General features: G+C 36.6%; 18 protein-coding genes. 15 read left to right on the top strand and 3 right to left on the bottom strand.

All coding sequences use genetic code 11. The annotated features are described in order from the left end of the window. The first annotated feature begins 87 nt into the window (after nt 1–87). Nucleotides 88–666, top strand: a complete 579-nt coding sequence (locus H9632_RS13185) for an ABC transporter substrate-binding protein (RefSeq protein WP_191704527.1) — start codon at nt 88–90, stop codon at nt 664–666. Between the two features lie 72 nt (nt 667–738). On the opposite strand, the gene H9632_RS13190 is transcribed toward H9632_RS13185, so the two are convergent. Next, nucleotides 739–2,475 (bottom strand): ABC transporter ATP-binding protein, encoded by a 1,737-nt coding sequence (locus tag H9632_RS13190; protein ID WP_191704528.1) that lies wholly within the window; start codon nt 2,473–2,475, stop codon nt 739–741. Between the two features lie 165 nt (nt 2,476–2,640). Here H9632_RS13190 and H9632_RS13195 point away from each other — a divergent pair, with 165 nt between their 5' ends. The 4 genes from H9632_RS13195 to H9632_RS13210 all read left to right on the top strand — a co-directional run bounded on the left by H9632_RS13195 (nt 2,641) and on the right by H9632_RS13210 (nt 10,054). Further along, nucleotides 2,641–4,038 (top strand): ABC transporter permease, encoded by a 1,398-nt coding sequence (locus H9632_RS13195; RefSeq protein ID WP_191704529.1) that lies wholly within the window; start codon nt 2,641–2,643, stop codon nt 4,036–4,038. A gap of 13 nt (nt 4,039–4,051) precedes the next feature. Further along, entirely contained in the window at nt 4,052–5,548 is a 1,497-nt protein-coding gene (locus H9632_RS13200; RefSeq protein ID WP_191704530.1) for an ABC transporter permease, read from the top strand. A 19-nt stretch (nt 5,549–5,567) separates the two neighbouring features. Further along, entirely contained in the window at nt 5,568–7,376 is a 1,809-nt protein-coding gene (locus tag H9632_RS13205; protein WP_191704531.1) for an ABC transporter substrate-binding protein, read from the top strand. A gap of 869 nt (nt 7,377–8,245) precedes the next feature. Next, a complete protein-coding gene (locus H9632_RS13210) occupies nt 8,246–10,054 on the top strand; it encodes an S-layer homology domain-containing protein (protein WP_191704532.1) in 1,809 nt (602 codons plus the stop codon). Between the two features lie 100 nt (nt 10,055–10,154). On the opposite strand, the gene H9632_RS13215 is transcribed toward H9632_RS13210, so the two are convergent. After that, a complete protein-coding gene (locus H9632_RS13215; protein ID WP_191704533.1) occupies nt 10,155–10,637 on the bottom strand; it encodes a YusW family protein in 483 nt (160 codons plus the stop codon). Between the two features lie 353 nt (nt 10,638–10,990). Here H9632_RS13215 and H9632_RS13220 point away from each other — a divergent pair, with 353 nt between their 5' ends. The 3 genes from H9632_RS13220 to H9632_RS13230 all read left to right on the top strand — a co-directional run bounded on the left by H9632_RS13220 (nt 10,991) and on the right by H9632_RS13230 (nt 14,205). Continuing rightward, nucleotides 10,991–12,343 carry a TraB/GumN family protein gene (locus H9632_RS13220; protein WP_191704534.1) on the top strand — a complete coding sequence of 451 codons (1,353 nt, stop codon included), beginning with the start codon at nt 10,991–10,993 and terminating at the stop codon, nt 12,341–12,343. Between the two features lie 109 nt (nt 12,344–12,452). Then, complete coding sequence (locus H9632_RS13225; RefSeq protein ID WP_318247700.1) at nt 12,453–12,971, top strand: RNA polymerase sigma factor; 519 nt, start codon at nt 12,453–12,455, stop codon at nt 12,969–12,971. Then, nucleotides 12,958–14,205, top strand: a complete 1,248-nt coding sequence (locus tag H9632_RS13230; protein ID WP_191704535.1) for a hypothetical protein — start codon at nt 12,958–12,960, stop codon at nt 14,203–14,205. Before H9632_RS13225 ends, H9632_RS13230 begins: the two co-directional genes overlap by 14 nt. A gap of 40 nt (nt 14,206–14,245) precedes the next feature. Here H9632_RS13230 and H9632_RS13235 read toward each other — a convergent pair whose 3' ends face one another. Continuing rightward, a complete protein-coding gene (locus tag H9632_RS13235) occupies nt 14,246–14,584 on the bottom strand; it encodes a GlpM family protein (RefSeq protein ID WP_191704536.1) in 339 nt (112 codons plus the stop codon). Between the two features lie 265 nt (nt 14,585–14,849). On the opposite strand from H9632_RS13235, the gene H9632_RS13240 reads away from it, so the two are divergent. From H9632_RS13240 to H9632_RS13270, 7 genes are all read left to right on the top strand, one after another. Next, nucleotides 14,850–15,656 carry an AraC family transcriptional regulator gene (locus H9632_RS13240; RefSeq protein ID WP_191704537.1) on the top strand — a complete coding sequence of 269 codons (807 nt, stop codon included), beginning with the start codon at nt 14,850–14,852 and terminating at the stop codon, nt 15,654–15,656. 120 nt (nt 15,657–15,776) lie between these two features. Beyond that, nucleotides 15,777–16,775, top strand: coding sequence for an ABC transporter substrate-binding protein (locus H9632_RS13245; RefSeq protein ID WP_191704538.1), 999 nt, complete (start codon nt 15,777–15,779; stop codon nt 16,773–16,775). 110 nt (nt 16,776–16,885) lie between these two features. Further along, nucleotides 16,886–17,896 carry a FecCD family ABC transporter permease gene (locus H9632_RS13250; protein WP_191704539.1) on the top strand — a complete coding sequence of 337 codons (1,011 nt, stop codon included), beginning with the start codon at nt 16,886–16,888 and terminating at the stop codon, nt 17,894–17,896. Beyond that, on the top strand, nt 17,886–18,914 hold the full coding sequence (locus H9632_RS13255; RefSeq protein ID WP_191704540.1) for a FecCD family ABC transporter permease: 1,029 nt from the start codon (nt 17,886–17,888) through the stop codon (nt 18,912–18,914). Before H9632_RS13250 ends, H9632_RS13255 begins: the two co-directional genes overlap by 11 nt. Before the next feature lie 6 nt (nt 18,915–18,920). Beyond that, nucleotides 18,921–19,706: an ABC transporter ATP-binding protein gene (locus H9632_RS13260; protein WP_191704541.1), complete on the top strand. Its 786-nt coding sequence runs from the start codon at nt 18,921–18,923 to the stop codon at nt 19,704–19,706. Nucleotides 19,707–19,715: 9 nt separating this feature from the next. Further along, on the top strand, nt 19,716–20,450 hold the full coding sequence (locus H9632_RS13265) for an alpha/beta hydrolase (RefSeq protein ID WP_191704542.1): 735 nt from the start codon (nt 19,716–19,718) through the stop codon (nt 20,448–20,450). 167 nt (nt 20,451–20,617) lie between these two features. Next, the gene (locus H9632_RS13270) at nt 20,618–21,073 is read left to right on the top strand and encodes a hypothetical protein (protein WP_225223842.1); all 456 of its coding nucleotides are present in this window, start codon (nt 20,618–20,620) and stop codon (nt 21,071–21,073) included.

Below are 21,073 nucleotides of genomic sequence, written 5' to 3' on the forward strand. Positions count from 1 at the left end.
GCAGACTTTGTCTTATTTTTCCGCTTGTTGCCGAAAAATGATATGTTATAATTTTTATAAAAGGTTTAAATAGGTGAGGTGTGGCTGATGAATAGTTTTTGGAGCTGGTTCGGCATTATTTTTGCTATATTATTTGTTATTGGTTTTATAATGAGCTACTGGATGTATATTGTTGGTGCGATTGCGCTGTTTTTCGGAGTTAAAAGGCTTATTGCGTACACTAAAGAAAAACAGCATCAAAAAGTTTTGATAGCTGAATCAAAGCGAATTGAGGAAAATCAGTCAACGATTGAATATAAAATGGACAGACTATTAACGTTAACGAATAATACTGATCCAAACGGCTATAAGCGACAGCAATATAAAAATAAGCAGCAATTGGATTTGCGGGATTACTGGTATAAATACTTAGATTTACGTGCGAAGTTAATTTTAAATAACACGTCTACATATCGTGAAGAGGAAGTACTACATATCATGTGTGATGAATTGCTTAATCGTATGGACAACCTGGAAATCGAAGTGACAGATGCGGTAAAAAAGGAATTCATTGAGGAAAACTTGACGCCCTTATTACGAGATGTAGTTGAAATAATGGAAGGTATTAGTCCAATAAAAACTATTAATATTAATGCATACCAATTATTAAAAGCGACTAGTCAATAATACAAAGAATCCAAAGAAAGAGACTCAAACTATATTTTACATATAGTCTGGAGTCTCTTTTTAATACCATATTTATATCGCAACCCAATGTCCCTTTGATACTTCAACAAGCTCTGTATTTTCCACATCAAAGCGATTTGCAATAAGCTCCTCTTCAGTCATTACTTTGCGCTTTTTCAGTTTTTCAATCGCAGGATCAGGTATTGGAATGGAATCAAGCAGCATTTTCGTATACGGATGCAGAGGATTAGCATAAAGCTCTTCACTTTCTGCTAATTCGACAATTTTCCCGCCATACATAACAGCTACTCGATCACTAATATGCTTTACCATAGATAAATCATGAGCGATGAATAAATAGGTTAATCCAAGTCGCTGCTGCAAGTCTTTTAATAAATCCACTACTTGCTTTTGAATCGAAACATCCAATGCTGAAAGTGGCTCATCGCACACAATAAATTGTGGTTCTACTGCAAGTGCACGGGCAATTCCGATTCGTTGGCGCTGACCACCGCTGAATTCATGTGGGTAACGAAGTGCATGCTCTTTATTCAGACCGACAAGTTCTAATAGCTCTTCAACTCGATTACGGCGAGCTTCTTTAGAAGGGGATAGTTTATGCACATCAAGCGCTTCTCCAATAATATCCAAAACCTTTTTCCGTGGATTTAAGCTTGAATAAGGATCCTGGAAAATCATCTGCATATAACGGCGCATGCTTTTCAACTCGTTTTTCGAAAGACGGGTAACAGGTACACCTTTATAAAGTACCTCTCCATCAGTCGGTTCATGTAATTGTAATAATGTCCGTCCTGTTGTAGATTTACCGGACCCTGATTCACCGACTAGCCCAAGTGTTTCCCCAGGATATATATAGAAGGATAAATCATCCACTGCTTTTAATACATTGCCTTTAGCTAATTCAAAATGCTTTGAAATGTTTTTCACTTCCACTAAAGGAACATTCACATCCAGATCTGACGATAAATTAGGCATTACTTTTGGTTCTTTCTTTTCATGGAGCTTTGGCAGTGCATTTAATAATCGCTTAGTATAAGGATGCTTTGGATTGGCGAAAATTTCTTCCGTCTTACCATGCTCAACTACTTCTCCTTCCTTCATAACAACAACACGATCGCACATACCCGCTACGACACCTAAATCATGCGTAATTAATATAATGGATGTACCAAATCGTTCTTGCATATTTTTCATTAAAGAAAGAATTTGTGCTTGAATTGTTACATCGAGTGCTGTTGTCGGTTCGTCTGCAATTAAAAGGGAAGGGTTACACGCTAAAGCCATGGCAATCATTACCCGTTGACGCATTCCACCACTAAATTCATGTGGGTATTGATTATAGCGCTCTTCACTGTTCTTAATGCCGACAAGCTTCAATAATTCAATTGTTTTTGCATATGCATCCTTTTTTGAAGCACCTTGATGCTTAATAATTCCTTCTGCAATCTGGTCACCAATACGGATAGTCGGATTGGTTGATGTCATCGGATCCTGAAAAATCATACTAATATCTTTTCCGCGGATAGATTCCATTTCTTTTTCAGATTGGGTAACTAGGTTTTTTCCTTGAAATTCGATTATGCCGTCTTTCAAAAAAGAAGGGGGAGACGGAAGCAGGCGCATAATGGAACGAGCAGTAACACTTTTGCCACTACCGGATTCCCCTACAATACCAACAGTTTCTCCTTTATTTACATGAAAACTTACGCCTTTTACTGCTTCGAATTCTTGTTCACCAGTAATAAAAGAAACCCGTAAATTTTTTACTTCAAGCAACTTCTCACTCATAAATGTTCATCCTTTATAAAATTAAATAATATTGTTGACTTATCGATTTTCGTTCTACATAATACATTACTATACAGGTAGGAATTATACAATATTTAAAGTTTATACGACTCTCTTCATTTATTGAGTCGAAAGATTATAAGTTAGAAAGGAGCTTTAAGTTCCATGCAGCAATTGTTTTTTGAAAGCTTTCAAAAAAATGCTTCTAGGAAAAGCTATTATTTTACCTATGTATTGCTCGGCCTGCTTGTTCACATTATCACCTTTCCAATCTATATGGTGAATCGTTCTAAATCAACGTATGCTGAAAATGCAATGAATGTGAAACAGCAGATAATAGACAGCGGCAAAGTCATACAATGGCAGCAGCAATATGAAGCAGAAGAAAGAACGAAAGCACAGTTTTTCAAACAAAGTATTATAGAGCAGGAAATTGCAGTGAAAGCAAAGCAGTTAGCGCAAATGAAATTAGAGCGGGAAGCAGAAAAAACGCTTACTACTACCGGTATACTGAAAAACTCCTATAAAAATTACTTCAGTAATCTTCTAAAACAACCACTATTTTTACTGATTACTATAATTCCAGGTATTTTTATGTACGCTCTACTACTTATTACGAGTAATCCTTTTATTCGTTTTATATTTGAACGCTTATTGCAAAGCGTGTTTGTCATTATTGGGGTGGCAACACTTGTATTTACAATTTTGTACATTTCACCATTTGACCCGGCGCGGAATTTACTAGGGGTAGAAGCAACACCTGCACAAATCGAAAACTTTAATAAGCTTTACGGGTTGGATCAGCCGTATTTAGTACAGCTTTGGCATTCATTATCCGGGCTTTTTACTTTTGATTTAGGAACTTCTTTCGCAGGGAAGGAAGATGTCACACAAAGTATTTTAAATAAATTCCCCGTTACCTTGGAAATTGCAATGTTTTCACTCTTGATGGCGATTGCCATTGCGATTCCTGTAGGGATTATTTCTGCAGTAAGACCGAACTCATTTATTGACTACGTATTCATGTTTGTAGCGTTAATCGGTTTATCTATTCCAAGCTTTTGGCAAGGATTAATATTTATTTTAACGTTCTCATTAGAATTAAAATGGTTCCCGGCAACGTACAACCCGAACAATTGGATGTCGATTGTTTTGCCGATTATTGTACTCGGAACATCGATTACCGCATCGATCGCGCGTATGACACGTTCAAGCATGTTGGAAGTCATTCATGAGGATTACATTATTACTGCAAAAGCAAAAGGGTTAAGTGAGCGTAAAGTCATTACGAAACATGCGATCCGTAATGCAATGATTCCTATTATTACAGTAATCGGATTGTTATTTGGCGGAATGCTTGGCGGTGCTGCAGTAACAGAGAAAGTATTTAATATTAGCGGGATTGGAAGCTATATTGTCGACAAACAATTCATTCCCGACATTCCGGCAATTTTAGGCGGGGTTGTCTATATTGCAATCACGATTTCTGTGGTCAATATGTTGATCGATATTTTATACGCATTCTTTGACCCAAGAATCCGTTCAAAAATGAAAAAATCATAGGAGAGAGTAACACGTGAAATTTATATCAGATGTAAAACTGCTGTTGAAAATAACACAAGAGTATGTAAATGCACAGTTTACCATTGCTTTTTCTGCGATTTTTTCATTGCTGTTTTTACTTTATTGTTTTAACTTTTCAGAAGGTGTTTGGAGACCGATTGTATTGGTGTTCTTTGCAATCTATGCTGCAACAACCATTTACGTATGGCTCACATCACTAGTTATAAAAAAGGATTTGGCGAAGCATCGTGAAGTGACTAAACGGAGTCGATTGCTCGGCATTCCGCTTATTTTAACAGTTTTCGCTGGGAATGTTTTTGCAGCGGGCTATGGTTTTATGCTTGCTTCAAAAAATAAGACGGCCGAATACACATTTGCCGTCTATGCATTTCTAACGCAAATCTTTATTTTAATGATTTCAGGTTTAAACATATTCAAGCCATACGTTGTGGACACATTTATACTCGCGATGGGTACATTCATCATTTTAGCGGCGTTGTATTTAGTTACAGCTATTTTAATAGCGAGACATGTAACGGTTGATACGGCTCCAAAATGGATGTTGCCTCTAGGGATCGTATTACTTATTCCAACATTAACAGGTAATTTCTTTTCATTACTTCTAGGAATTACGTTAATACGGAAAGCACGTAACACGGACCCGTCTGCTGTAGAGAAATGGCAAAAAACGTGGAACAAAATATTGCGTAATACGATGGCAGTGTTCGGTTTATTTTTCATCGTATTTATGTTCAGTTTATCGGTTGTCAGCTCATGGACATTTGACTATGACTTTGCAGTTGAAAACAACTATGCTGTGTTATTGCAAACACCAACCCTTGAATATCCATTAGGTACTGATAATTTTGGCCGAGATTTATTCTCACGTATTGTGTTTGGTGCGCAGATTTCATTAATTGTAGGTTTTTGTGCAACGATTATTCCAGCTTTAATCGGTGGGGCACTTGGTGCGATTTCAGGGTATTACGGTAAAAACACAGACAATATTATTATGCGTGCACTTGATGTGCTCTATGCTATCCCGGGTATTTTACTGGCAATTGCCATTATCGCAGCTTTTGGAGCAAATACGACGAACTTAATTATCGCGTTAAGTGTTGGCGCGATTCCGACTTATGCGCGTACGATGCGTGCAAATGTAATGCAAATCTCAAACTACGAATTTGTGGAATCTGCCAGGGCATTAGGGGCAAACGATCGCTCGATTATTTTCAGGCATATCGTTCCAAATGCTTTAGCACCAATGATTGTAAAGGCGACTTTAACAATTGGGGGGGCGGTAATTTCCACAAGTAGTTTAAGCTTCCTTGGCCTCGGCATTGAGCCACATATACCGGAATGGGGCAATATTTTAAAAGTAGGAAGCACTTATTTGGAATCACATTCTTATTTAGCGATTTTCCCTGGGCTGTGCATCATGCTGCTTGTTTTATCGTTTAACTTCTTTGGCGATGGACTGCGTGACGCACTAGACCCGAAATCAAATTAATTTTTTGGAGGAACTATTCATGAATAAAAAGTTATTTACATTAGCATCAACAGCAACAGTAGCAGCAGTAGCATTAACAGGTTGTGTAGAAACAAAATCGGATGTAAAAGAAAATGATGGGGCAGAAAGCACTGGAACGAAACCAGTTATTGAATTATTAGGTATGGGTTCTTCTGAGCAGGATATGAACATCGTACGCGATCAATTAGTGAAAAACGGCTTTGATGTAAAGCTGAACATTCAACCGGATTACGGTTCATTTACAGCGCAACAAGATGCAGGCAACTTCGACATTGCGATTTCAAGCTGGACGACAGTTACAGGGAACCCTGACTATGCAGTGCGCGGTCTATTTAAATCAGGTGGCGACTACAGCCGCACAGCAGACAAAACAGTTGATAAATTAATCGACGAAGCAAGTACTTTAACAGGTGATGAAGCGAAAGAAAAATATAAAGAGCTTGAACAAGCACTAGTATTCGATAATGCTTACATTGCACCACTTTACATTTCTCAAAAGTTCCAAGGAATTTATAAAACAGAAGTTAACCCGGATACAGTGCGTTTACCAAAATCACGTGCCCAGGCTTGGGAAACAATTTCGTTTAATGATGAAGGTAAAAATGCTTCTGAAACTTTAGTATTGCACCAAGCAATTGCATCATTAACTTCACTTGACCCAGTAAAAGCAAACGACGGATCAATTAACACGTTAAATACGAATATGTATGTGCGTTTAGTAAATTTATCGGATACAGATGATGTCGTTTCTGAAGGTTCATTATCGTATGACCATGCAATTGCAGAAAACAACGAAGAGTATTATTTCGTACTGCGTGATGACATTAACTTCGCGAAAGTAGAAGGTGAGAAAGCGGTTGATACGGGTGATTTAGTATCGGCAGAAGATGTTGTATTCTCACTAAACCGTGCAAAAGATGAAAATTCTGTACCGGATCACCGCACATATTCAATCCATGAAAATATCGATACAGTCGAAATCGTTTCGGATCTTACTTCATTGGAGTCAGTTAAAACAGCTGATGGTAAATCGATTTTAGAAGAATTATCGGATGAATTACCAGCAGCTATTTCTGAAGTTGTAACAGATGAAAAAGATGTAGACAACGCAGCAGGTAAGTACCAAGTTGTTAAACTAACAACGCCAAATCCTTTCCCGCAAGTATTAAATTACTTAGCTCACCAATCTGGCGGTATCGTATCGGAAGCTGCAGTAACAGCAGTAAATACATTTGATGTAGCAAGTTATGATCCGAACTCAGATATTGCTTACGGTGATCAATCAACAATTACGGAAGGTGGCAGCTACGCTAACCATCTAGCTGCATCTGGTCCATATATTTTAGTGAAGAAAAATGACTATGAAGCTACATTCGTGAAAAACCCGGCTTATCAAGCAGGAACTGAAAACGAACCGAAAATTGAAAACATCAGCGTTCGTTTCATCCAAGATAATGATAGTGCACTTTCTGCATTGCGTAACGGTGAAATTCACGTATTACAATCAGTACCTGAAACGAAAACAGACGTAGTAGAAGGCGATGAAAACCTACAATTGAAAACTGCAGACAGTAACGCCGTATCTTATTTATTGTTCAATACAAGCGGCCGTGAAACTGCTAAATCAGCAGACTTACGTAAAGCAGTACTATATTCAATTAATCAATCAGAGTTCATCAGCTACTATCAAGACAAGAAAAAGCCAGCAGTATCAACAGTTACACCTTTAATTGACACAGGATTAAAACTAGAGGCTGACAGCGCAAAAGTTAAAGAGTTTTTAAACGCTTATAACGAATCAAAATAATAGAATTGTAACCGGAGTATTCTTAATTGAGTGCTCCGGTTTTTTTGGTGCACCTGTTAAGTCCTTATTTGGTTCATCACCATAAGTCGGGATGATAAAACTGAAAAAATAAGATTTTCTCATTAAAACCGTTCTGCTGCGCTACGGGAAAGGCGTTGAAGCAAGTGTTTTTGAATCTTGGGGCAGGCTTTCCGGGTGGCGTGGTTCCAACTAACTATTGATGCCTCTGACGGTGGCATCAATAGTGGAATTTCCGCGCACGCTTAATCGCCAAGGAGTCCGCCCTACACTTTGCACAACTCTTTTTGTTGAAGCAAGTATGTTGGCGGCTTCAGGAAGATTGAATTCCTTATTGAGGTAAATAGAGGAAGGAATTTCCGTTATTTCGAAAACAACATAAAAAATAGTGAAAATAAGGGAAGGAATTTCCGTTATTGACCTAAAAAACATGAAATTTCGGGATTTTATTTAAAATAACGGTAAAACGTTCCCTTATTTATCCCAAAATGAGCAACAACATTAAAATAACGGTAAAATCTTCCCTTATTGAAAACTGATGGCGAATTATTTTTTTTTTGCAAAAATAAGGCGCTTTCTATCTGCTAAGGCGTTGGTCGGACGCTTCAGCACTTTTGTTCCATCATTTTATAACGAGGGAAATGTGCCTCACAAGCAGCAATGCAATGATAAAAACACGTATTACCGGTTTTTAGCGCTGTCTTGCCGTAGCCCAACAATCTATCAAGTGAAAGTTTTATTAGAAAATCAACCCCATGTTTTGTTGAACCCCTTATTTAGAATATTTAACATCAACTTACTTTTTCATGGTACAATTTACATGCGAGTTTAATTAAGAAAGGTTGATTTTCATGACTAATAAAAAATCAGCAGCACTATTTTCCATTCTTTCCATTCCTGCTGCAATTGTAATTACGGATGCACCTGCTTATGCAAATAGCAGTAATTCCTATGATTGGCAAGTATATAACGTAGAGAGCTTAATCGATCAGATTAATTCTGCAAGCAGTACATATGATTACTACTTAAAAGAAGCACGAAATGCCTACAATGCATTAACGTATTACCAGCAGACGCAAGTAAGGAATGCGGCGACATTATTTTATTATTTAGATACATATGAAAACCATCAAGACATTTTGAATATATTTGTTGGAAAAATGAATGCAATTTCAGCTAGAAACAGTACATTTATTCGAGATATAGAAGACGCGAATCGTTATTACAATTCATTAACGTATTCACAGAAAAATGCTATACCGAACCATTTATACATACAACTTCAAAATTATGTAGAGAACCTGAAAAAAATGGAGGCTGTACAACTCAGCTTCGAACAATTAAATACAAAAGATTGGAACTATCTATCGAACTATCAATCCGCGATGCAAGCGTACAATTTATTGCCTTATGATTTCCGTACTTTACTGTCACCGATTGCAAATGAAAAAATGCGTGAGTATGAACAGCAACAGTCACCTGCCTACAATCGTTCAATCGCGCAAAAGGTAATGACAGCCATATCGAAATTGAACACTTCCTCAACACAGCAGCAAGTAGAAGCGGTACGTAAGGAATATAATGCCTTAAACACAGTGCAGCAAAGATTAGTAACAAATTTAGAAGATTTATTATATATAGAAGAAGCTCAGCGCAATATCGCGTTTGGTTGGGACCCGTACTATTATGAAGATAATCGACAAAAGGAAGATCCAACGTCGATTGAAGTTTCAAAAAAAGAGAATTCGTATTCAGTGTTAATTCCTGTATCGGATATGAAGTGGAATACACCAACTAAAATAACGGTTTCTGACAGCATTTCGCTTTCCATTCCTCGAAGTGCAATACCTGCTTCTTACAATAATGGAGTAGTTGCGGTGAGTATTGATGAAGTAAAAGGGGGGTCCATTTTGTTTTCAGCAAGTATGGATAACGAAAATTTACAGTTTTCATCCTATATTGATATTGAAGTAAAAAATATCCCTGCATCAGCAACAATACTTCGTTTAGGTAATGACGGTGAATTTGAAGCAACGCCCTATACGAGAGTGGCGAACAAGCATGTGTTAAAGACAAAAAATTCAGCAGAATATATCGTTTCCGAGCATAATCCAAAGTTCTTTGATATTCAGGGAGACGGTCACCGCTATCAAATTGAGCAGCTAGCGAAACGTAAAATTGTATCAGGAGTTGAAAATAACTATTTCAAACCGAGTGCTCATGTTACGTTAGCGCAATATGCTGCAATGATTTCCCGCTCAATGGGTTTAAAGGCTAATGAAGATTCTACTTATCAAGATGTTCATGGGAAATGGTTTGAGGCATCTATCCAATCACTACTTGAGGTAGGGATATTGGACAATAAAAATTCAAATTATTTTAATGCTGAACAAGTGGTGACACGTAAACAAGCTGCACTACTATCTATCCGTATGCTGCAGCATGCAGGAGTGACAATTTCTGATCCAAACTTAAGTAAAATTCCTTTCACGGATCTTAAACAGCTTTCTTCTTCGGAGCGCTACTATATCGCATTGGCATATGAATATGGCATTTTCGGAGGGAAAGAGAATGGCCAGTTTGATCCAAATGGAAAATTAACACGATCCCAAATGGCGAAAGTATTACACCGCACTTTACAAATTGCTAAGATGATTTAGTTTGTGTGAAAAATAAGTCTATCTGGATACCTCAAAAAGAGAGATTGCAAGGAAGCAATCTCTCTTTTGTCATGAACTGAAACAATTATGCTGCAGTTACTTATGATTGGGGTTGTTGTGTACGATGGTATTCTTTCACCGTGCCATCTGCATACTTAATTTCAATTTCAACTTCCAAGAAGCTGTCAGGCTGATTGAACTTTTCTAAAACTTCATCAATGACCGCATCTGAATCTGTGTTCGCATCAAAAGTAAAGCTTTCAAAAATCGGTACTAATGTATTTGTAGCTTCATTTCCTTCAATTTTAGAATTATTTACTTCATCATGGATGGATGCCTCAGCACGGGATGCCTCATTTTCATAATCCACTTCATAGCTTTTATTATCTGCATATTTAATATCCAAATCAAAGTGAGTAAAGTTATACGGTGCGTCCGTTGTTTCTGTAACTTTACTTGTCTGATCCATTGTATTTTGTTCTGTTGGAGCATTGTCCGGTAAATTAGTTGCTTCTTCTTTATCTCCACAAGCTACTAAGAATGCACTGGTACCTATTGCTAGGAATAAAGCTATTTTTTTCATCTTTTTTACCACCTTTCGATTATCTACAGTTAAATTACCCTGAATGTTAAAAAATAATCATCAAAATATTATTTTAAAAGATGTATTTTAATGAAAAAATTATGCGTGTTTAATAGTATCTTATCCAAATCAGCCTTTTTAATGTGAATCAGATTTTGAAATTAGATCGGACGTATAAAAAATATTCCAAGATTATTTGAATAAATAAATAAATAAATAAATAAATATTATAAAAATTCCCAACAATTGAAATATTTATAAAAATATATGTTACAATAATTCGGTTAGATATAATTTTATTTTCATATTTTTATTTTGAAAAAGCGATTTTATCGTTTTAGGAGGATGTTTACATGAGAAAGTTTACAAAAACGGCTATTGCAACAACGTTAGGAACGACTCTAATGCTTACAACAATTATGCCCGTCGTTAAAGCAGAGCAGGTTATTCCCGATATTAGTAATTGGGCAATCCAAACATTAAATGATGGCGAAAAGTTCGGCATTTTCCCAATTGAATGGTATTATGATGGCTTTCGATCTACCATTTCCACTGAACGTTTAAATTCATTAATGACATTAACAGAAAAGAAAATTGCAGGTTTAAATTTAGCGAAAAATGATGCCTTTACCCCATTAAAAGTCTCTAATGACAAAACACGTGGGGATATCATTAACCAACTTTATAACATTGTCGCACAATACGATTTGAATGTATCAGAAGATGCGGTTAAATATATGCAGGAGCGCAAAGTATTGCAAGGTTCTGAAAGTGGATTAATGCTTGATGCTAAAGCAACGACTCAGCATGCTGTAATTTTTGCCGTACGTTTAATTCAAGATACTTTTGAACAGGCAAATGCAGGTGCAAAAGGTGTTGCATGGGTAGTAGAGGATGAAGATACAAAAGTATACTTATTGGGCTCGATTCATGTAGGTACACCAGATTTACATCCAATGCACAAAAAGTTAACAAATGCCTTTAATGATTCGGATGGTTTATTTGTTGAGGTGAACTCATTGGACCCATCTGGTTTAGAATATTACATGGAAAAGGCGATGTTTACGGATGGTCGTACAATTAAAGATGTCGTAAGTGAAGAAACGTATGCGAAACTGGAAAAGGTAGCGCAACAGTTGGGAGTGCCAATGGAAGAGTTGGAATTACACAAACCATGGTTTATCTTCAGTAATTTTTCAACACAATCGTTAGATGGAGTCTTTGGCTTAACACCAGAGGAAATGGCGATGCATGGAGTAGATATCCAATTTTTACTGAGTGCTTATTTACAGCAAAAGCCTATTTATGAGTTGGAAGGGATGAATGCTCAAGTCGATATGTTTGATGGCTTGTCTCAGGAATCACAGGAACAATCCTTAATAGAGGCACTTGATAGTATTTTAGAGCCTTCTGAGCAAACAGATGAAGATGTTAAGATCATGGCCGATTGGTTTACGAACTGGGTCAATGGCGACATTGAAAAATTTGCAGAAAGCTTAAAAGAAATGAATGAAGATACTTCGGAATTTAACGAAATGCTATTCGGTAAACGTGACGAACAAATGGCTGCCAAACTTGTAGAAGTATTGGAAAAACAACAAGGTACGTTCTTTGTAGTAGTTGGGGCAGGTCACTTTTTGGTAGACAAAAATATCCGCTATCATTTAGAGCAAAGCGGATATGAAGTAAAACCGTTTTATCAATAATATAGTCAGCACGGAGTCGTTTACGAAAGTAAATACTCCGTGTTTTTTTTCTTAATTTTCAACTATGCGCTAGTTATAATCGTTATTGTAGTAGAAGGGAGTGAAATGGGTGGATGAGCAGCAACTTAATTTATTAATGCAACAACATACAGCAAGGCTTTTTCGTATTGCCTACTATTATTCTAAAAACTTACATACCGCCGAAGATATTGTTCAAGATGTTTTCATTAAATTTTATGAAAGAAATATTGAACTCGATTCTACTTCAGTAGAACGGTATTTGATTACGATGACAACAAATAAATCAAAAGACTATTTAAAAAGTTGGCACTATCGAAAAATCATTATGCAGGAAAAATGGCTTCATACATCTTCTCACAAGCAACGTGATGCATTAGTCATACAGGATGAGGAGCAACTCATTAGTGAGGCCGTATTAAGCTTACCGTTAAAGCAGCGTGAAGTAGTAGCCTATTATTATTTGGAAGGCTATTCGATAAAAGAGCTTGCAGAAATTTTAAATTTAAATGAAAACACTGCTAAATCGAGACTTGTAAAGGGCAGGGATTTATTGAAGGATAAATTACAGTCAATCGAATGGGAGGTGCTAAAAAATGACACGTTATAAACTGAAAGAGTTGAAAAATACGACACTTCATGAAAAGAAAATTCAACAAGCCGTACAAACGAAAATTCAGCAAAGAAAACCGAAACGATTTGTTCATATCTCTTTAATTACAGCTCTGATAAGTACAGCCATTATATTATTTGTACTTAATCAATTGAATCCTGAACAAAATCGCCAAAATACAAATGCAACAGAATCATCAACACTTTTAAATATATTCCATGAAATCGATGGGGCTGGTGTTGCTTACAGCGAAAACTTCAAGGAGCGTGATATGCAGCATATCCGAACATTACGCTATTATAGGGAAGTTTCATTAACTCATTTTCTGAATAGAAGTGGTGTCACTTTTCCGTATTTACCGAAGCCATTTAATTGGGAAAACGGAACGGTCATTGCAGTAAATGATGGCTATTTTACAGAACTGCAGTTTCATTTTAAGTCGGATGATCATTTTTTTAATATTTCAATTGCTCCATCAACGATTAACCCTTTAAATGTAGAAGAACTTGAGGATAACTTAGTCGATGCAGCCGGAAATCCAATGGAGATAGAACGAATAAACGGATCTACAGCGATAGTAAAACAGAAGATAAATAATGGTTCCGGACTCGTATATAGGCATTACTTTTATAATAAAAAAAATGATGCTATAAATGTGATGGCTGGTTCAGCAAATGAATACTACAGCTATTATAATGGTCTAATTTATCATATTGGCTATAGTGAGGCAGCACCGGTTGATGAACAGCAGATGGATGGATTTGTGAAGAATTTCATCGTCAATAATGAAATTCATATGTTAAATTTAGAGGAAGCAACGATTGAGGACAATTGGTTAAATCGCGGCGGAAAGACGATGCTTATTTGTCTGCTTTTTTCAATTGGTAGCTTCAGTATTTTGCATTTTTTATTGAAAAATGCCTCCAAAAAAACTACGAAAATTACATGCTCCATTGTTTGGGTATTGCTTCATACACCAATATTAACTTGGCTCGTTACATTCGGTTCAGCGGTATTATATGGAGATGGCTTTATTGGGGTAGGCATGCTTGCTATAAGTTTCCCATTACTATTAATTATCGGCTTGTGTATTATATTGCCGAATAACAGAACATTTAGAAGACAATTAATGCTAATTCATATTCTTGTCTATCTATTTACATTTAGCTGTTCCATCTATAATGAGATAGAAAGAACATCTGCAATAGAACAAATTGAAGAGACATTATAGTCAAAAAGCTGCGTAGAGAAAATCTATGCAGCTTTTTTTATTATGCTTGTATAAATGCTAAAACCGGTTTGCCAATCAACATAAAAATGACATAGATTGAAAGCGCACTAAGAACAGCTTGGCCAGGTTTCCAGTAACTCGAAAAATAAAACACGAGCGCGGTAAACAAAACCATCCCTATAGCTCCAAAAATAGCATTTTGCTGAACAATATGAAATGTCTCAGTTGTCATACTTTTCATTTGTAGCCTCATATTAAATAATGTCAAAATCGGCAAAAGTGTTATGACTCCAGATAAAAAATGCAAATTTGAACGACTTAGCCATGATGCCAGCAGCATCACAGTACCGCCTATAATAAATTGAATAATATAAAACACGTCCACTTACCCCGATTCCATTAAAATATCATTAATATAAATCATTGTCCTTAAACTATCAATATCAATTTTTGAAAATAGAATCAATTAGGAAAAGTGAGATTTAATAAGTGTGAATGCAGAATTTTAATTACGAATTTTTCTTTACGAATCGTTAATTATTCTCTATTTTTATAAAATACCTTGTATTGGCATAGCAATGTAGTGTACCCTATTTGAAAATGATTATCATTTGCATATGAAAGTTTATAAAAAGAAGGATGCGATGACAATTCAAACGAACGAATTAATTAAATACTTCGCCAATACTACTATACAATATGTAGATTTATTTGTTACAAGCTTAGGTGCGAATGAACATGATCATAATCGAAATACCGCACCACGTTTAAATGGACTGGTAGTTACGCTCTCAGGGAGTGCTGATTTTTCATTGAATGGAGAAGTGTACGCGCTACATAAAGGCGTTATATTACACGCCGGACCAACAATGGAAATTGATATTTTGGTTACAAGTCAGGAACCGTGGCGTTATACCGTCATTCATTATGAAGCGATGAACGGAACAAATTCAATACATAAAGGCCATTTTGAAATAGATACAGGTCAACATAATAAAATGGATTATTTAGTCCAACAATTGATTCATTACGAAAAAATTCCGGGTGATATAAATAAGCTGAAATGCAAATCGTTATTTTTGCAGCTGTTAGAATTGATCGTCGTTTGCGCTAAAATGCAAACGTCCAACAATGTAGTCGATCAGGCGATTACCTTTATGACTGAACATTATACCTCACAGATTTCCATTGCAGAAATCGCAGAAGAAGTGGGGTGTGATCGTCGAAGATTAGCCTATTTATTCGATAAGCAAACCGGTATGTCGCCGATTCAGTTTTTAACAGAATTCCGTTTAAAGCATGCTAAAGAGTTATTACGAACAACATCCATACCGATAAAGGACATTGCTGAATTAGTAGGTTATCAAGATGCATTTTATTTTTGTCGAGTATTTAAAAAGCAATATGATCAAACACCGACCAATTACCGCAAACAATTTTTTAGTGATTAAGCAAAAGTCCATTTCTATTGTAAAAAACTCCATTTACGTACATACAGACGTTTGATAACATCAGACTTGTAAATAATCGATAATGATAATCGTTATCATTGATACGAGGAGGAAATGATTATGAAAAAATATTGGCCGTTAATAAGTGCTGCAGCAATTACATTAATGCTAGTTGCGTGTAATGCAGACGAAGAGGTGGAATCTTCATCCGCAGCTAAATCGGAAGCAACTACAGAACAAGTGTCTAAAGATGAAAAACCTGTTACTGATGAGGCAAATGTACAAAAAGTATCGTATTTAGGAAACGACTACGAAGTGCCTGCAAAAATTGATTCAATTATTGCAGCAAGTTTAGAGGCAATGGAAGATGCAGCAGTACTTGGTGTTAAACCAGCCGGCGTCATTTCTAATGATGGTACGACAATTCCTAAATACTTGGAAGCCGATTTGGTAGGATCGACTGTTGTTGGTTCCAAAAAAGAGCCGAATACTGAGGCGATGCTTTCATTAAGTCCAGATGTAATTTTAGGGACAAGTAAATGGGATGAAGCGCAAATGACAAATTATAATAAAATCGCGACAACATTCCCGTATTCTCATATTTCTACAGATTGGAAAGAAAATTTACTATTGTTTGGGCAATTAGCGGGGAAAGAAGCCGATGCGCAAAAAGCATTGGAGGACTATGATGCAACATTAGCGAATACGCAAGAAAAGATTGCTAGTAGCGATTTAAAGGACAAAAAGGTAATAATAATTCGCGTACGTGGTGGCTTGGCGGTTTACCCGGCTGGTGTCTATTTAAATCCTTCAATCTATGAGGATTTTGGTTTTACAGTACCAGAAGAATTAAATGCGATTGAAGCACAAACGGTTATTACATATGAAACGCTGGCTGAGTGGAACCCGGACATAATTTTCCTACAATTTGCGGATGATGAAAACAAAGAAACACCTGAATTGTTACAGGAGATTTTAGACAACCCAATCTTCAACAGTACAACTGCTGCTAAAACGAATAATGTCCATGTCAATTTAATTGATGCTATGGCGCAGGGTGGCACAGCTTGGTCAAAAATTAATTTCTTAAAAGCCTTTAATGACACTGTCTTAAAATAATCTTTATTTTTTGATGGTCTCAAAAAACAACGTATCATTGAATAGTTGCTGTCCTGAATGATTTTACGGACAGCTTCTTTCTTTTATTCGTTAAAAGGAGGGCTTTAAATTTGAAACATACTTATAGGAAATTAGTTTTATTCTCAATTTTCATACCTATTTTACTTTTGTTTGTTACCACTATATCGATTTCATTGGGTACTAAACCGATTCCAATTGAAACAATTATTGAAGCAATTTTACATTATGATAAAGAAAATATAGATCACCAAATAATTTGGTCAGGCCGCATTCCACGAGCACTTGCTGTATTATTTGTCGGAGCATTTTTGGCAGCAGCAGGTGCGCTTATGCAGGGGGTTACTCGCAATTTTCTTGCTTCTCCTTCTATTATGGGGGTAACAGATGGTTCTGCTTTTTTCATAACGATGGCATTCGTATTTTTACCAGGACTTTCAAGCTTTAATTTAGTATTGCTTTCAATGCTTGGTTCCTTGTTTGGTGGCGCTCTCGTTTTTGGTTTTGCCTCTATGATTAAAAATGGGTTATCGCCGGTACGGTTAGCTATTATCGGCACGGTTATTGGCACGTTTATTAGTAGTATTGGAACGGCAATCGCCATGTATCATCAAGTCTCGCAAACGGTCACAATGTGGTATAACTCAAAAATACATATGGTTGAAATGGATTTAGTTTTGTTATGTGTACCAATTGGATTATTTGGACTTATATTAGCGATATCATTAGCTCGTGCTGTTACAATTACAGCACTTGGGGAAGATGTGGCAGTGAGCTTAGGACAAAATACGCGTAGTGTAAAAGTATTAAGTATGCTAGCTGTTGCCATTTTAACTGGTACCGCAGTAGCTCTTGTCGGGAAAATTGCATTTGTTGGGTTAGTCGTCCCACATATTGTACGGATGTTAATGGGGGTAGATTATCGAATCATCATTCCATGTTCTGCGATGATGGGTGCATTCTTCTTAGCAGCATGTGATTTACTAAGCCGTTACATAAATTTTCCTTATGAAACACCGATTGGAGTTATTACTGCAATCATTGGCGTTCCATTCTTTTTATATTTGATTCGTCAAAAAGGCGGTGAAAAATATGCAGCTTAAAAAATCAAAATGGTTACTTATGATAGGTGCATTTACGTTCCTCCTTTTTGGGGCTATGTATATTCATTTAATGAGCGGGGCTTTTGCAATGACAACACCCGAAGTTTTGAAAACGTTGCTGCGTATAGAGTCGACAGAGCAATTTGATTTAGTTATATTTGACTTCCGATTGCCTAGAATTATAACGGCAGCTCTCGTTGGAATGGGGCTTGCAATGGCTGGCGTCGTACTACAGGGTATTACGAAAAATGCACTTGCTGATCCTGGAATTATTGGTATCAATGCAGGGGCGGGCTGTGCAATTGTTATTTTTATGTTCTTTTTCCAGGTGGAGCTAATAAACGTTGAAATAAATAGTATTCTAAAAATATTGATTGTACCGTTATTTGGTTTTGTAGGAGGGGCCATTGCAGCTGCTATCATACTAGCCATTTCGTATAAGCAAGGTCGTATGGATATGCAAAAGCTAATACTGACAGGTATTGCGATAAATACGGGTTTTAGTGCAATCACGCTTTTATGGTCATTAAAAATGGATGAAGGGGATTATCAGGCGGCTGCCATATGGATGAATGGCTCGATCTATAATTCCAACTGGTATTTTGTATGTGCGATGCTGCCATGGCTATTAATATTAGGGATCTATATTTATAGAAAGTCCTATTTACTCGATTATTTTCAACTGGAAGAAGAAACGATTACAAGTTTGGGCATTTCTCTTGAAAAGGAAAAAATCAAATTATTGCTAGCGAGTGTTGGTCTTGTCAGTGCCTGTGTATCCGTTTCCGGGAGTATTGGTTTTATTGGATTAATGGCACCACATATCGCTCGTCAGCTCGTTGGAATTCATCACAGATATATGATGCCGGTAAGTCTTTTTATAGGCGCTATTTTACTCGTGTTTTCAGATTATATTGCGAAAACAGTATTTTCACCTGTAGAGCTTTCAGTTGGAATTGTTGTGTCCCTTGTAGGCATTCCGTATTTTTTGTATTTACTAGTAAAATCGAAAGGATGAGGCGTTATGTATGCATTTCAAGTCGAGCGTTTAACAACAGGTTATGAAAATACGCGAATTATTGAGAGTTTAAATGTGTCGATTCAAACAGGGAAGATTACGACAATTATCGGACCGAATGGCTGCGGAAAATCTACCTTATTGAAAACAATTGGCCGGATTTTAAAACAAGAATGCGGTGAGATTTTCCTTCAGGAGGAAAATATGAATACGATGTCGACAAAGGAAATAGCTAAAAAACTTGCATTATTAGCGCAATCACCCGCTGCTCCTGGGCAGTTAAAAGTGCATGAACTGATCGCTTACGGCCGCTATCCCCATCGGAAAAATGTAGGGCGTCTTACGAAAGAAGACATTGAAAAAATTAATTGGGCTATGGAAGTAACACATACAGAGGAATTTCGTGATAGAGAACTCGCGGCATTATCAGGTGGGCAGCGGCAGCGTGTATGGCTGGCAATGGCATTGGCACAAGAGACAGATATATTACTGCTGGACGAGCCGACAACGTATTTGGATATGGCGCATCAACTTGAAGTATTGGAAATTGTGCAGCAGCTCAATAAAAATTTTGGCTGTACAATCGTTATGGTGCTACATGATTTAAACCATGCGGCGAGGTTTTCGGATGAACTCATTATAATGAAAAAGGGCGCGGTGCTTCATACCGGCACACCGGAGCAAATGATGACTGCAGAAATTTTAAAAGAAGTGTTTCAAATAGAAGCTAAAATTATACTCGATACGGAGCATCAAGTACCAGTTTGCTTTTCTTATAATTTAATGAAATAGGTGAAGAGAATGCGATCAAATTATAATAACTATCCCTATATTGTGGATATTTATGTACCAGATGAGGCACCGCCAGCAGATGGCTTTTCTGTCATTATTGTTTTGGATGGTACACGCTATAGTAAATTATTCTATGAAACCTTAACAAACCAACTTCGAAATCGCATAAAGACTGAAATAGAGCCTGCAATTATTGTAGGGATTGGTCATCAGGAAGAAGATATTCCAAAACAACGATTTTATGATTATACGGCACTTGCAGCAGAATATCATTTTCCGGTTCGTCGAGGCAGAGCAATGAAAGAAGTTCCTGCCGGTGGTGCCGAGTTTTTCATGGATTATCTTCTACATCAAATAATGCCGATGCTTTATGAAAAATATGCGATAGACAAAAAGAAAGTTTCCATTTACGGTCATTCACTAGGAGGATTGTTTGTACTGTGGAGCTACTTAGCTTATCCTAATGTATTTTATAAATACACTGCAATAAGTCCATCGATTTGGTGGAATAACCACGAGCTTTTAACCATGTTGCAGCACGTTAAGAATTGTTATAGTACCCCTTTATATATAACCGTTGGGGGCAATGAAGGCGATATGGTAGTCGATGCAGAAAATTTTTTTGAGAAAGCAAACCTAAAAGGTATTAAAAGTGAATTATATATAGCTGAAGGTGAAAATCATGCATCAGTCATTCCAACTACACTAAGCCGTGTCTTACGCTTTCTAAAATCAACTAAATGAATTAAAGGCCTTTTATAAGAGGGCTTTTTTTTTGCTTTTAATAAGAATAACGTTTTAGTTGTTTGAGCTAGTTAGGCAAAATGTTTTTATGTAGATTTTTAAGGGAATAGATAGTTACCAATGTTCCTAACTTGGTTTAGAAACTTTTATATCAGTAGGAGGAATAAATGATGGAAAATAATGAATTTGATACTAATAAAAAATCATACAACCGATTACCGGATGAACGTGACGACAGAAAAGTGAAGAAGTTTGATGAGACGAAACATGTAAATGTGCAAAACGAATCGATAAAAGATGACCTATTATTAAAGACGAATAAAGAATCTTTTAATCGCTTACCAGATGAACGCGATGATGAAGAGATGGAAAGTTACGATGAACGAAGTCATGTTGAAGGAAATGAGCAAAAAAAAAAAGTAGAAACCGTTAAAGAATCGTATAACCGCTTACCGGATGAACGGAATGATGAAGTAATGAAAAATTACAATGAACGAAGCCATGTAGAAGAAGTTCAGCAGGATAAAGAATTGATAACTGAGAAAGAATCGTATAATCGCCTGCCGGATGAGCCCATTCAGGAAACATCCGTCCATGAACAATATAAAAGCGGTAAGCAATAG

Source organism: Solibacillus merdavium, from assembly GCF_014836935.1.
GTDB classification, from domain to species: Bacteria; Bacillota; Bacilli; order Bacillales_A; family Planococcaceae; genus Solibacillus; species Solibacillus ferritrahens.